The sequence below is a fragment of the Pararcticibacter amylolyticus genome (genome assembly GCF_003130405.1).
GTDB classification, from domain to species: domain Bacteria; phylum Bacteroidota; class Bacteroidia; order Sphingobacteriales; family Sphingobacteriaceae; genus Arcticibacter; species Arcticibacter amylolyticus.
This window is the reverse complement of the sequence record NZ_QEAS01000005.1, coordinates 178,071-192,067: the sequence shown is the minus strand read 5'-3', so window position 1 is coordinate 192,067 and position 13,997 is coordinate 178,071. Positions and strand designations below refer to the sequence as shown.

Genomic DNA, 13,997 nt, shown 5'->3' with positions numbered 1-13,997 from the left:
CAGTAGAAATTTAGAAAGTGAAATTGAGTCCGAACACATAATTGCGAGTTGAAGGAACGTTGTTCGCTACAACGGGTAGCCTCTGCACAATCTGAGATGTAACTGCTTGATTTTGATTTCCGTAAGAATTCGGTTCAGGATCCATACCTGATTCCTTATGATAAGGAGAAAATAATACAAATGGATTCTGTGCCGTAAAATATACCCTTGCCTGATTTATGCCTGCTTTTTGCATCCATTTACCGCTGAGGCTATAACCTAAAGAAATTGTTCTCAGCTTCAGATAAGATGCATCAAAATAACCCATTGTACTCATGTATTTTGGGTTGTCACCTGAGATTATACCTCCCGGACGCGGATACTTTGCATTAGTATTCTCTGGTGTCCAATAATCTACATCGACATTGTTATGACGCGCATTTAATAAATTGAGATAACCTGTAGCTCCATGTAAAGTAGAAATAAGAGTTCCTCCTTTTTTGAATGCCGCTACCAAGCTTAAATCCCACCCTTTATATGTCAGGCGAGTATTAAATCCACCCTGAAAATCTGGATCATATTTCAAAATTTGCCGGTCGTCAGCGTTAATAGCTCTCACAGGAACGCCATTTTCATCATAATCTCCGGTATATTTAACTTTGATCATACCTGTATTCCCCCCCGGTTCAAGAACATCCATATATTGATCACCAGGTTGCCAAAGACCGATCCTTTCGTAATCGAAAATTACATTAATCGGTTGTCCCACAAACCACCAGTTTCCCTCATCACGAAGCCTGCCGGAAGTAAGCGATAATAATTTATTACGGTTGGTATAAATGTTAAAACCCGCTTCCCATCTAAACCCTTTGGGATTATCTATAATGATGCCATTAAGTGAGAGTTCAAAACCTTTATTTTCGGTTTCACCAATGTTATTTGTATAGCGGGGAACTCCGGCCGTAGGAGGTAAATCGACACCTAAAAGAATATCTTTGGTATGCTGTCTGTAATATTCCATGGTACCACTAAGTCGTCCCCCGAATAATCCAAAGTCCAGTGCAAAGTTCCAGGTATTCGTGAATTCCCATCCCAAATTTTCATTAGGAAGTTCAGAAATGATATAGCCGTTCTGATAGCTATCCTCCCCTGTATCTCCAAAGTTATAGTATCTGTTGGCCAGACGACCCAAAGTAGCGTATGGGGCAACCGCCTGATTTGATGTTACGCCGTATCCAACGCGTAATTTTAAATTACTTATATATGGAATACTTTGCATAAAGGACTCCTGGGCTATATTCCATCCTAATGATACGGCAGGATACGTATGCCACTTATGCCCCGGAGCCAGCCTTGAAGATCCGTCTGCCCGCAAAGTGGCAGAAAGCATATAGCGGTTATCATAGTTGTACATGACACGTCCCATCCATGATTGCAAGCCCCATACCGTGTGGCCTTGATTATCAGGATTAATAGTAATATTCCCAAGTGCTTGCCCAAGGTTATAATATTGAAAATGTTCGCCAGCAATATCTACAGCGGAAATATCTGACCGATAAAATGTATTCTCCTCTGCCGAATACAAACCAACTACATTAATTTCATGCTTTCCGAAATTACGGTTGTAGGTCAGAAGGTTCTCTATTGTCCAGTCAGTCATTGTCGAGTTATTTATGCCCGCTGAAGAAAGCTCATCGGGGTTTGTAGGACTTGTTACTCCTCTTCCGGTGAAAAAGCCACCCGTTGTTTGCCGAATATTTAACCCTACATTCACACGTGCTTTTAAACCATTTACCCATGGAACACTAACTTCTCCGTATAGACTGTTGTATGACCCCAAACCTTTGGACTCACTTATCCAATCGTCTTTAAGAGCTTCAATCGATTCCTTCGTCCAAACCCTGTAGAAATCTGTAGTTGAAGCTTGAGTAGCCCTTTTTAAATTCCCCTGCTCATCATAAGGAGAAGCTAAAGGAGAGGCTCCAAGCGCATCACCCACACCAACCTGGTTACCTTGAGTAACACCATAGCTATTATTTGATGTGAGTCCAAAACGGAAGTATTTTCCAGCTTCCTGGTCTACAGATGCCCTCAAAGAATACCGGCTGAAGTCGTTTGTTGGCAAAACAGATTCATCACGATAATAGCCAACCCCAACGGAAAAATTCCCTTTTTCGGAACCTTTAGAAAGACTCACGTCATGACTCATTGTCTTTCCTGTACGATATAGCAAATCTTGCCAATCCGTGTTAGCATTAGCCTGTTCATCAGCAGAGGGGCCGAAGACAGGACCTCTTTTTAATTCATCAACGGTCCGCAGAGCTTCGGCTCTCAACTTGTTTAGCTGAGGTCCATCCATCATGGGGAATTCTGAAAATACATTCTTTAGCCCATAAAATGAGTTGTATGATAATCTTGCCGGCTGCCCTTTTTGCCCCCTGAAAGAGGTAACCAGAATTACTCCGTTAGCACCACGCGAGCCATATATAGCAGTTGCAGAAGCGTCCTTCAAGACGTCTATACTTTTTATGTTGTTTGGATCAATATCATTTATAGAGCCGGAAAACGGGATACCATCCAGCACCACTAACGGAGCATCCTGCCCGGAATTTGGATCTGGGTTTAGGGAGCGAGTCCCGCGAATTCGAATTTGCATACCAGAACCAGGCCGGCTTGATGTTTGTGTCATGTCTATTCCCGGCAAGCGTCCCTGCAGGGCCTGTGTAATGTTGGCTGAAGGCACTTCCCGCAAAGCCTCGCCTCCTATTGAAGAAACAGAACCTGTAACAGCCTCTCTCCGCTGACTTCCATAACCGATCACTACGACCTCATTTAAGCTTTGAGCAGAAGGCGTTAAACTGATAGTTATATTGGTTTTGTTTTGAGGTATTGATACTTTCTTTTGTTGATACCCTAAAAAGGTAACTATGAGCGTTGTAGCACTTGCAGGCACATTAAATTTAAAATTCCCATTCACATCCGTTGACGTGCTTCCGGAGCCTGTGCCTACTTTGACACTGGCACCAGGTAATGCTAACCCATTCTCGTCGATTACCTTGCCGGTAACAGTCACATTCTGAGCAAAAGTCAGCATTGGAAAGATCAGCAAAAGCAAAATCCATCCAAATACTTTTTGAAAGTCTAACTTTTTCATAATTGGTTTTAAAAGTTATAAATAACTAGTTTTTACTAAATGAGGATATTTTTAATACAGCTTGAATAATCACGCTGTCCGAAACAATGCAAACGTTTGCATTTGTATTGAAATTTTTTATTCAGGCGTCTGTAATATTAAATAGTAATTTATCATGGCTTCTAATTGAAGAGTTAATACCTTAAAATGAAAATATAATAAAGATTCGTCAACCAACCGGTAGTTGGGACCTCTAATAAAGCTTTTCATAATCATTTATTTTTTCTGTTTGTTGCGCTGATCCGGGTCAGCACTTTAAATTAATCCTGGTTATTTTATGGTTATCTTTTTATAAATACGCCGTAACTCTAATCGAAGCAAGCGTCAACTTATTGGTCAACTCTGGTTTATAATGAAAGCTAAATTAGTTTGAGAGGCGGCTGCAGGAGGGGAATAATCATCATTTTAATGGGAGAGATGTTCAACAACAATTGTTCAAAAATACGGTCAAACCCGCCAAAAAACACTAAATATCAAACACTTAACAAAATACATTATTTTACACGATCGTTTTTCATAGGTAAAACCTTAAAAATCCGCCATTAAAGATGTAACGAAAAGGGCCAGAAAGCGTCCGCGCTTTCTGGCCCTTTCCTCATAAGATATAAGTACTATTTTATATGCAATGTCCCGGAAAGAATATTGCCGCTTGTCCGGTTTGTTTCATCAGGCTGGCTGCCGCCAACAGATATACTCAACTTTCCAGTGAATGGCACCCTTTGCCCGTCCCCATTCACATAGGTCAGATCCTCCGCATTAAGTCTGAAGGCAACAACCTTACTCTCTCCGGGCTTCAGGCTCACCCGGTCAAATCCCTTAAGTGACTTTAATGCTGTCTTAACAGATTGATCACCACTCCTAAAATACAGTTGGGCAACCTCTTCTCCTATGGTTTTCCCGGTATTCGTAACCCGCACACTCACGGTCACAGGTTTACCTTTAGCAACCGCAGATGGTATAGTAAGCTGATCGTAACGGAAAGATGTATAACTCAACCCATATCCAAATCCATACAGAGGCTTGCCTTTAAAATACCGGTAGGTACGGTTTTCCATGCTGTAATTATCAAACGGAGCCAGATCGGTATCACTCTCGTAAAAAGTAACGGGCAGCCTGCCTGCGGGATTATAATCGCCAAAAATGACATCAGCCACTGCAGTTCCGGCTGCCTGGCCGCCATACCAGGCGTTGACAATGGCAGGGACATTCTTAGCCTCCCATGGCGTAGCGATTGCGCTTCCCGTCATCATGACGAACACGACTGGTTTTCCTGCGGCAGAAAGAGCCTTCATTAAGCTGGTTTGAACTGCCGGGAGCAGAATAGATGTACGGTCTCCGCCTTCAAATCCAGGATAATCCACTTTCATCTCCTCTCCTTCCAGTTGCGGAGAGATTCCCCCCGCAACGATAAATACATCTGCATCTTTATGCCGCTGCGCCAAAGCGGCAAAATCCGTGCGGCGGTAGTTTCCTGTACTTAGCCGGACATTTCCTTTCCCTTCTCCCTGCCAGTATTCAAGCACCAGCTTATAAACAGAATCTTTACGGGTTTCCAGGGTGAATGTCCTGCTGCCCCACCTGTTCCGTGTCCATGCATCTACTTCTTCTTTGCCGTTCACAAAAAAGCGGTATCCATCATCTGCTTCCAGTTCAAACGTCAAAGAACCCGTTGCCTCCGCTTTGAAACCGGTAGTATAGCGCGCCGAAAAATTGTTCGCACGAACCCCTGCAGTAAGCAGCTCGCCTTCCTGCCACAAATGGTTTACTTCATGCTCCTTCCTGACCAGCAGGGGTTCACCCGTCAATTCCTTATTCGAAAAATACTCTGCACGGAAGCCCTGCGCCCCGTCAATCGAATACTGGCGGCTGACATCTTCGTAAATCAGAAGGGTGTCATTAGTGAAGTTGATCGCCTTCTCGTATACCACTTCAGTGGTTTTCCCAACCTTATCTTTTATACCCTGAAGGATGGTAGACAATTTGGACGGGACACCATTATAGTTTCCCAGTATAGAAATAGAGTTATCGGCGTTCGGCCCCAGCACCACGATCTTTTTCAACGTCTTTTTCAGAGGAAGGGTATTATTTTCATTCCTTAACAAAACAATAGACTGGCGTGCCATTTTCAGCGCGTGCTGTCCATGCTCCGGCTTCTCCAGTACAGAAAAAGGCGTTTGTGCATATTTTACCATGGATGGCGGATCAAACATCCCCAGCCTCAGCCTGATCATAAACAAGCGCTTTACCGAAACATCGATCTGCTTTTCTGTGATCTTTCCCTCCCTGACAGCCTGCACAAGTGCCTTGTAAGCATCTGTCCCGCAATCTATATCCGTTCCGTGAAACACCGCATCGGCAGAAGCCGACGCCGCATCCGGATGGGTCTTATGGTTTTTAAAGAAATCATCGATAGCCCAGCAGTCCGATGTAACATACCCTGTAAACTTCCATTGATTGCGTAGAATATCTGTCATCAGGATATCACTGGCACAGCATGGCTGCGTCCTGAAAGCATTATAAGCGCACATTACACCTGCTACTTTCGAATCCACCACCAGCTTCTTAAAGGCGGGCAGATAGGTATCCCAGAGATCATAAGCACTTACATCTACATCAAATACATGCCGGAGAGGCTCAGGCCCGCTATGTACAGCGTAGTGCTTTGCACAAGCTGCTGCCAGCAGGTATTTCGGATCGTTGCCCTGCAGGCCGCGGACAAAAGCATCCCCGAGGGAAGCAGTCAGAAAGGGATCTTCTCCATAAGTTTCCTGCCCCCGTCCCCATCGCGGATCACGAAAGATATTGATATTGGGTGTCCAATAGGTTAATCCAAGATACCGCTCATTCGTTCTTCCCGTTTCCACTGCCTTGTTATAGATCGCCCGGCCTTCAAGTGCACTGAACTGCGCCATCTTAAAAAGTGAAGCTGGATCAAATGTAGCTGCCATTCCAATAGCCTGGGGGTAAACGGTTACCTTAAAAGGTGTGCGTGCGACCCCATGCAGCGTTTCATTCCACCAGTCATAAGCGGGTATTCCAAGACGTGGGATTGCTGGTGCAGAGTTGAGCATCTGTGATACTTTTTCCTCCAGGGTGAGACGGGACACCAGGTCATCTGCACGCTTTTCAAAAGACAGCCGGAAGTCATTAAAAGGATATTCTTTTTTTTGAGCAAAACTTACCTGGAAGACCGCCGGAAGAACCAGGGCCGACAGGACGCAGAGATGTTTGCAAATGGTCTTTAGGCGGGTACTGCACGCTACCGGCTGCGCATTCCTTCCGGGGTTGCATCTCCGTTCCGGGGAAACATCGTCCGCCACGAACGTAGAAAAAAGGGATCGTATCATCATATAATCTTCTAATTGGTTTACAAACATCAGGTCTGGTCAGCTTCAAAATAAAGAAGGCCTGTCAAACCTCGTAAAACTAACAGGATAAGACCTGACGGTATGATACAATTGTAGAAGTTTCTGGCAGAAATGTTCAAAATAAGGCCGCATCCTCCTGCAAAACGTCTCCCGGAAGATACCGGCAATTCTAAGAGCTTGTTTCAATTCCGGCCGCAACGCAATTCTGCCGCCGGGAAGCATTCCTTATAAGCCGGGCAACTTCCTGTCCAATACTACCGGAGACACCCCTTTTGCCTGAATCTCGCCGGTGAGTACCTTCACTACAGCCTCATGCATTTCCGGGCTGTTTGAATAAGCATTGAGGCAGGTATTTACCCTCTCGAAGTATTCATTTAAAATATACGGACTGCCGAACGACACTACGATAATCTTATCCTTGGCCATTGCATTAATGCCCCAGGCAGTCTGGGCTTCGTCATCATATAATTGAAGAGGGCCGAAAGGTGTATGGGTCTGGCGAACCACTGCCACAATTATTTTATCATACTTTGAGGTAACATCCTCCGTCCATCCCTGAGTTTCATAAAGAAGGTTCCGCTGAAAATCTACTTCAAATCCCTTTTTCTTCAGAGCTTCGGGGAAGTTCTTTAGTACAGCAAGCCCTCCATCCCCTCCTTTCCGGCTTTCAGTCGTTACACCGATCACCAGTATTTTTTTACTTCTGGCCGGACTCACCGGAATTGCATTGTAGCGGTCCCGCACCAATGTCACAGCATTTTCTGCGATCTTTCTTGCTGTATTCTGCGCAAACTCCTTCTCCTGGCCTGTCATTTCACGCAGCAGCTGGTTATTCCGGTCGAACAAACCATAATGCTTCTTCATTCGCCAGATCCGGCTTACGGCGTCATCGAGCCGGGCCATCGGAATTTCACCCCGTTTTATCCTCACCTCCACAGTATCCATAAATTCAGGAGAGGGCCATAACAAAACATCCACTCCCGCCAGAAAACTCTGGATCTCACCTTCCAACTGGTTGGGATACCAGCCCCTGAAGCCTCCCATAGTCATCGCATCAGACACAATGACGCCGTTAAAATGCATCTCTCCTTTCAGAAGACCGGTTAACAGTTCTTTCGACAAGGTTGCAGGGGGGAAGAAGCCGTTTAACTTTTCTTTCTGATATGCCGGCAACGTAATGTGTCCCGGCATGATAGCCGCAACACCGCTGTCAATCAGGGCCTGGAAAACCTTACCATGATACTGCTTCCATTGCTCCATGCTCAGGGAGTTCGTGGTTGTCGTGAGGTGCTGGTCACGGGAGTCCATCCCATCTCCCGGAAAATGTTTAATAGTAGCCGCCACGCCATTCTCCTGCAAGCCTTTTATTTGCCGCCCCAGCAGCCTGATGGCTTTATCAGGGTCGTCTGAAATCGCCCTTGTATTAACAATAGGATTAAGAGGGTTAATATTCAGGTCGGCAACCGGATGGAGCACCCATTTTACACCCACAGACCTGGCTTCTTTTGCGAGACTGGCTCCGTAATCATATGCGAGAGCAGGCGAGTTTGCGGCTCCCAGCGTCATTTCTTTGGGAAGTGAAGTCATTCCCGGGAGATCGACGCCATATTCGTAGTCCTGCTGAAAGATAAGAGGCAACCGGCTTGCCCTCTGATACTCTGCCGCAGCATTCTTAAGATGTTCTGCCTGTCTGTTTTCCGGGATCCCCGTAAAGAGCTTCCACCCCATGAAAAACCCGGTGACCGGATACCGTCTGAAAAAGCCCTCCAGACTGCCTCCTCCCAACCGCAGTTCCGACTCCCTGTCGGGCAGCATAAGCATGGTCTGACCGATCTTTTCTCTCAGGCTAAGCTTTTTCCAGCCATCCGGCGATAAATCTTTTTTTACCTGTGCATAGGAGCTCCAGGCAAGTGCGAGAAGGCATATGGTCAGCTTAGCTTTCATGGAATTATATGGTTAAATATCAATTGGTTCTTTTGGAACGCTATGATAAATATTTTCATCAACAAAACAAAAAGATCGTGATAATTAAGCTGATTCCCGTACCACGCGCGAAAGTATCCCGACAGCTTCCTGCATCTCCGTGTCGTTAAGATCGGCAAAGCCCAGCTTCATGGCAGTTACTGATTCGTTCTGATAAAGAAGCATCGGCGGAAGAAGCAAGCCATATTTCGTACATTGCTTACTGATCCGCATGAGGTTCATTCTCCTGTCCCATTCCGTCCACACAGACAACCCTCCGGGAGGTGTAATAAAATCCACATCACCTTTCAGTTCGTTCTGCAATAAAGAACAAAAAGCATCCCGCCGTTCCCTGTATATTTTCTGATTCTTTTTTAACTGCCGCAGGATCTCTCCTTCGGCCAGCATTTCTGCTATCGCCTGTTCCATGGTTACGTCTCCCTGGCGGTCCACGATCTGCCTTAACCTCCCCAGTTCATCTATCAGGTTAAGAGGCGCAACCAGGTAGCCCATCCGCAATCCGGGCGCCAGGGCCTTGCAAAATGAACCGGTGTAAATGGTCATTCCCTGCTGGTCGGAACTGGCGAGCGGTAAGGGGAGCCCTGGATTATAATGAAAATCGTGATCGTAATCGTCCTCCAGGATTATAAATCCATACTTTGCAGAGAGCTCCAGAAGTTCATTTCGCCTTCGCTGACTTAGCGTAACGGTCGTTGGATAATGATGACTTGGCGTAAGATAGATCATCCGGATGCGGTTTGCCTGGCAGAGCTCCGCGACAGCATCTGCGGAGATCCCGTCCTTGTCGACAGGGACCTGCATAAGCGAAGCACCAAAATGCTGAAAGATCATGTTGGCCTCATAATACCCAAGTTTGCCAACAATGACGAGGTCACCAGGAGCAAGAAGCAGGCTTGACGTGAGGAAAATCGCCATCTGGGTACCGCGCGTTGTGAGTATGTTATCTTTCGTAATATGGAGGCCCCTCGTGTTATTCAGGTAATCTGCCAGGGTCTCGCGGTAAAAAACATTCCCCTCAACACCGGAATAGCCAAGATATTTCCGGTTGTTCTTCCGTTTCATAATCCCGCTGAAGGTATGTGCAAGCCTGCTGGTAGGCGCAAGCCGTATGTCCGGCATACCATCGGAAAATGTCAGCCAGCCCGGATTAGGCTCCTGCGGCTTATCCAGCAGGATACTCCGCCTGAAAGTATAACCCGTCTGGGAAGCAAATTCAGCGCGACGACCGGAAGATCCGGCTGTCACGGAGCTTGCCGACGGCGGTTCGGAATGAATATAGGCGCCCTTATTGGGTTTCATTTCAATCCATCCCTGCGACTCCAGCTCATCGTATGCCGCTACAACCGTCTTTCGGTGAACGTTCAGCTCCAGCGATAATGTCCTGGAACCAGGCAAACGTAAGCCGGGCTGCAGGATACCCTGCTTTACCGCCCCTGCAATCTGCCTCGCAATCTGCAAATACACCGCAATACTACTGTCTCTGTCGATGGAGACTAAACCCGCGAAAAGAACCCTATCCGGACTACCCATTAAATTTATATAGTCCGGAAAAATATAAAAAATGGCTAATTTTCCCAAACCGGACTATCACAAAAGTAAAATCCGGCAGCCTGTAGCAAAAGTTGCAGACTCTACATTTGCGGCATGAAAAGTTTATACCAGGCTTATTACATGCCTTTATGGTTACTATCCGTCCTTCTGTTTCCGATTCTTTCAATAGCCCAGGAAAACGGTCAGACATTAAATGAAATCGTGGTGAGCGAGAGCCGGATCCAAATCCCTTTTAAAAAGCAGAACCGCAACATCCAGGTGCTCGACCGGGCTGTCATTAATACGATGCCTGTAAAATCACTGAATGAATTATTAACCTATGTAGCCGGATTGGATGTGAGGCAAAGAGGCCCCTGGGGCGTTCAGACAGATATCGGGATAGATGGCGGCACTTTCGATCAGACACTGGTTCTGCTGAACGGTGTAAAAGTAAATGATCCCCAGACCGGGCACCTCACCATGAACCTGCCGGTGTCGGTCGATGAAATCGAGCGTATAGAAATCCTGAAAGGGGCAGCAGCCAGAATCTTCGGGCTGAACGCTCTGAACGGAGCCATTAACATTGTCACAAGAAAACCTGATCAAACAGAATTTTACGCGAACGCATATACCGGAAGCAATTTTAAAAGAGACACTTCCAATCAGGCACCCTACGGTGGAAATGGCATACGGATCGGAGGCACTTTGGCGGGTAAGGCATCAAAACACATGCTCGCCTTTTCAAATGACGCCGCCTCCGGCTATCGTTATAATACATCATTCAATAACACAAAGGCCTATTATCAAAGCTCTTTTAAAGTTTCAGACCGAAATACGATCGATGTCATGGCGGGCTTCATCAATAACGACTTCGGGGCCAGCTTCTTCTACGCCGCCCCCAAAGACAAGGAATCGAAAGAGGCCGTCACAACTTTCACCGGCGGTGTCAGCAGCACCTGGCAGGTGACGGAAGGTTGGGTGATGAAACCTCGTCTGAGCTTCCGGCACAATAAGGATGATTATATCTTCGTCAGGCAAAACCCCGACGCTTTCCATAATATTCATAAAACGGACGTGACCGGCGCTGAACTAAACAACACGTTCCATACCTCGCTGGGAACCATCGGCGCCGGATTTGAATTTCGCAGTGAACAGATCAACAGCAATAACCTTGGAGACCGCAAACGAAACAACGCGGGGATCTCAGCAGAATACAGCTTTACTGCCATTCCTTCGGTACTGGTCAATGCCGGCGCCTATCTTAATTACAATTCTGATTACGGGTGGGAAATCTTCCCAGGAATAGACGCTGGCTGGCAGGTTGTGGATCAGGTCAGGTTATTTGCCAATGTCGGGACAGGCCAGCGGCTTCCCACGTTTACCGACCTTTATTATACCGGCCCCACGAATATCGGAAACAGCGAACTCCGGCCCGAACACTCGGTGTCGTCAGAAGCCGGAGTGAAATGGTCATCATCGCGTCTGAATGCATCTTTGAGTGGCTTCTACCGGCATACCAGCAACTTTATCGACTGGATCAAATACAGGATAGAAGATCCGTGGCAGCCGATGAACTCGACAATGATTAACACCCGGGGACTTTCGCTAAATGCAGATTATCGCTTTACTGAAATTAACAGCAGCCAGAAATGGGGAGTGATCACCCGGGCCTCCTATACATGGCTATCGCCGGAGGTATCCGTCAAAAATGCTGCTGGCCTGATTTCCAATTATGCCATCAACAGCCTGCGCCACCAGATAACCGGCAACATCATCCTTAACTACCGCAACCTCTTAAATATGAGCCTGGGCCTTCGGTACGCAGAACGGATTAACTCAGCTGCTAAAGGGTACCTGCTCATCGATAACAGGCTTTCCGTTACTCCGGGAGCATTTACAGTCTATATTGACGCCACGAATTTAACCAACAAGGAATACGTGGAGGCCGGCGCATCTCCAATGCCGGGCAGATGGTACACCTTCGGAGTGAAATGGACATGGGCTAAGATCTGAAAGGCTAAATAAAACCTTCCTTCAGGCAGCGCATCAGGAAACACAAATCAATCACAATATTATTTAGAAAGATTATAAATAATATTATATTTGAGCTGAACTTAAGTCCTTTGATGCGTGTGCCATGATCATAAAGAGCAAAATAGTGGGACTCCCCGAGTGGTTGTTTATAGAAGACGTCCCTGATAAGTGCGCCCCTAACAGTCCCATAAGTGAAAAACGGACAGGTTTGCAGCGTACTCCCGTAAAAATGGAAAGCTACCAGATCTCCACCGGGGGAATGTTTCTGCTGCATTCGGATATGAGTTTCGACCGGCCGGTAAAGATCCATACAGAGGTAAAAGGAGAAACCATTACCAGTCAGTTCGTTTTTTACCGGAAGATTTCCGGAAGCAAACAGAAAGACCCGGGCCCCGGACGCAGCAGGCACAATGTCCGGTATATTCCTTCTTCAGCAGAGGAATATGAATTACAGGCGGGACTGGAATACTCTTATTTCCTGATGGTACTCTCAAAAGAATTCTATTTCAAACTGATAGACCCCGCGTCGAGTTTACACGAACATTTTGTACAGGCCATTATGGAAGGCCGGTATACTTCTTTTGCTAAGGATGATATGGTCGTCACCTATGAAATGCAACGGGTGATCAGCGACCTCAAAGATACCCGCAGAAGCGGTGAAGCCAGGAGAATCCATACGGAGTCGAAGATTTCAGAACTGCTTTTATACCAGTTTGAGCAATTACAGGATAGTAAGGATAAAAAGGAACAATTGTACCCTAAAGAGGATGTCAACAAGCTGCTGAAAGCACGGAACATACTGGATGAACATTATGCCGAAGCGCCTACGCAAAAAGAACTGGCAGCTGAAGTGACCATGAACGAGTTCAAGCTGAGACAGCTCTTTAAGGATTACTTTTCGGTCACTATTCACGATTACCTCACCCGCGTCAGGATGGAAAAAGCCCGCAATTTATTGCTCGACGAACGTAAAAGTATTTTTGAAGTGGCGCAGCTGACCGGATACAATCACCAGCAGAATTTCAGTGTAGCTTTCAAGAAATATTTTGGTATTGCTCCGAGCGATCTGAAAATGTAAGAGATGCAGCCGGCTTCAGTGGAAGCAGGGAATTAAACCGGGAGGCATCTAGTTTAACTTCTTTTTGCATCACATACGGACGCAGGGTCTTGGGGTTGATAAACACCTCTGTCTCGGCATTAAACACGGTATAAATATGCGAAGGGGTTAATACCTCAGCAGGAGTACCGTCGTGCCATTTTCTCCCGTTTTTAAGCATCAGGATCCGGTCGGCATACTGTGCCGCCAGGTTGATCTCATGTAAAACCGCCACAGAAGTGAACCCGTGACTGCAAAGTGCTTTTGTAATAGCGAGCAGCTGCTGCTGGTATTCGGGATCCAGTGCTGCCACCGGCTCATCCATCAGAATGAGGGATTGCGGCCGGTCCCATATCTGCGCCAGCGCTCTCGCAAACTGGACACGTTGCTGCTCACCGCCCGACAGCGTGAGAACATTCCGGTCGGCCAGGTGACTAAGACCGCAGACTTCCATTGTTTCTGCAACAGCTACTGCGTCTTTTCTGCCCGGACGGTGGCTGAAGTGCGGATAGCGTCCCATCATCACCACCTCTTCTACCTGGAAGGGCATACTCAGAGCGTTTTGCTGGCTCAGGACCGCACGAAGGGATGCGAGTTCGCGGTGACTGTAAGCCGCGAGATCTTTCCGGCGAAAATGGATCACACCGCGGGAAGGGCTGCGTTCGGCACTTAACAACCGGAGAAGGGTAGATTTCCCGGCTCCGTTGGCGCCAAGTACAGCCATCATTTCACCCTGTCCCAGATGAAAACTGATGTCCTTAAGCAGCGCCCTGTTCTGGATACTATAACCGACTGAATGAAGTGTAAGCATATT

General features: G+C 46.7%; 7 protein-coding genes. 2 read left to right on the top strand and 5 right to left on the bottom strand.

Annotated features, from left to right (window positions below):
- Nucleotides 1-10 precede the first annotated feature (10 nt).
- The 4 genes from DDR33_RS07935 to DDR33_RS07920 form a co-directional block, all read right to left on the bottom strand.
- A complete protein-coding gene (locus DDR33_RS07935) occupies nucleotides 11-3,133 on the bottom strand; it encodes a SusC/RagA family TonB-linked outer membrane protein (protein WP_109415236.1) in 3,123 nt (1,040 codons plus the stop codon).
- Nucleotides 3,134-3,783: 650 nt separating this feature from the next.
- Nucleotides 3,784-6,522 carry a glycoside hydrolase family 3 C-terminal domain-containing protein gene (locus DDR33_RS07930; protein WP_238387713.1) on the bottom strand — a complete coding sequence of 913 codons (2,739 nt, stop codon included), beginning with the start codon at nucleotides 6,520-6,522 and terminating at the stop codon, nucleotides 3,784-3,786.
- A gap of 243 nt (nucleotides 6,523-6,765) precedes the next feature.
- Nucleotides 6,766-8,484 (bottom strand): glycoside hydrolase family 3 protein, encoded by a 1,719-nt coding sequence (locus DDR33_RS07925; protein ID WP_109415235.1) that lies wholly within the window; start codon nucleotides 8,482-8,484, stop codon nucleotides 6,766-6,768.
- Nucleotides 8,485-8,568: 84 nt separating this feature from the next.
- Nucleotides 8,569-10,053: an aminotransferase-like domain-containing protein gene (locus DDR33_RS07920; RefSeq protein ID WP_109415234.1), complete on the bottom strand. Its 1,485-nt coding sequence runs from the start codon at nucleotides 10,051-10,053 to the stop codon at nucleotides 8,569-8,571.
- A 114-nt stretch (nucleotides 10,054-10,167) separates the two neighbouring features.
- Between DDR33_RS07920 and DDR33_RS07915 the strand changes: the two genes are divergently transcribed.
- Nucleotides 10,168-12,066 carry a TonB-dependent receptor plug domain-containing protein gene (locus DDR33_RS07915; RefSeq protein ID WP_109415233.1) on the top strand — a complete coding sequence of 633 codons (1,899 nt, stop codon included), beginning with the start codon at nucleotides 10,168-10,170 and terminating at the stop codon, nucleotides 12,064-12,066.
- A 124-nt stretch (nucleotides 12,067-12,190) separates the two neighbouring features.
- The gene (locus tag DDR33_RS07910; protein WP_109415232.1) at nucleotides 12,191-13,165 is read left to right on the top strand and encodes a helix-turn-helix transcriptional regulator; all 975 of its coding nucleotides are present in this window, start codon (nucleotides 12,191-12,193) and stop codon (nucleotides 13,163-13,165) included.
- Here DDR33_RS07910 and DDR33_RS07905 read toward each other — a convergent pair.
- Nucleotides 13,122-13,994, bottom strand: a complete 873-nt coding sequence (locus DDR33_RS07905) for a heme ABC transporter ATP-binding protein (protein WP_109415231.1) — start codon at nucleotides 13,992-13,994, stop codon at nucleotides 13,122-13,124. The two genes, DDR33_RS07910 and DDR33_RS07905, sit on opposite strands and share 44 nt — an antisense overlap.
- Nucleotides 13,995-13,997: the final 3 nt, after the last annotated feature.

Excerpts from the sequence above, each read along its gene's own strand:
- DDR33_RS07920 (WP_109415234.1), bottom strand. The coding sequence starts at position 10,053 with ATGGGTAGTCCGGATAGGGTTCTTTTCGCGGGTTTAGTCTCCATCGAC.
- DDR33_RS07930 (WP_238387713.1), bottom strand. The coding sequence starts at position 6,522 with ATGATGATACGATCCCTTTTTTCTACGTTCGTGGCGGACGATGTTTCC.
- DDR33_RS07935 (WP_109415236.1), bottom strand. The coding sequence starts at position 3,133 with ATGAAAAAGTTAGACTTTCAAAAAGTATTTGGATGGATTTTGCTTTTG.
- DDR33_RS07915 (WP_109415233.1), top strand. The coding sequence starts at position 10,168 with ATGAAAAGTTTATACCAGGCTTATTACATGCCTTTATGGTTACTATCC.
- DDR33_RS07910 (WP_109415232.1), top strand. The coding sequence starts at position 12,191 with ATGATCATAAAGAGCAAAATAGTGGGACTCCCCGAGTGGTTGTTTATA.
- DDR33_RS07925 (WP_109415235.1), bottom strand. The coding sequence starts at position 8,484 with ATGAAAGCTAAGCTGACCATATGCCTTCTCGCACTTGCCTGGAGCTCC.
- DDR33_RS07905 (WP_109415231.1), bottom strand. The coding sequence starts at position 13,994 with ATGCTTACACTTCATTCAGTCGGTTATAGTATCCAGAACAGGGCGCTG.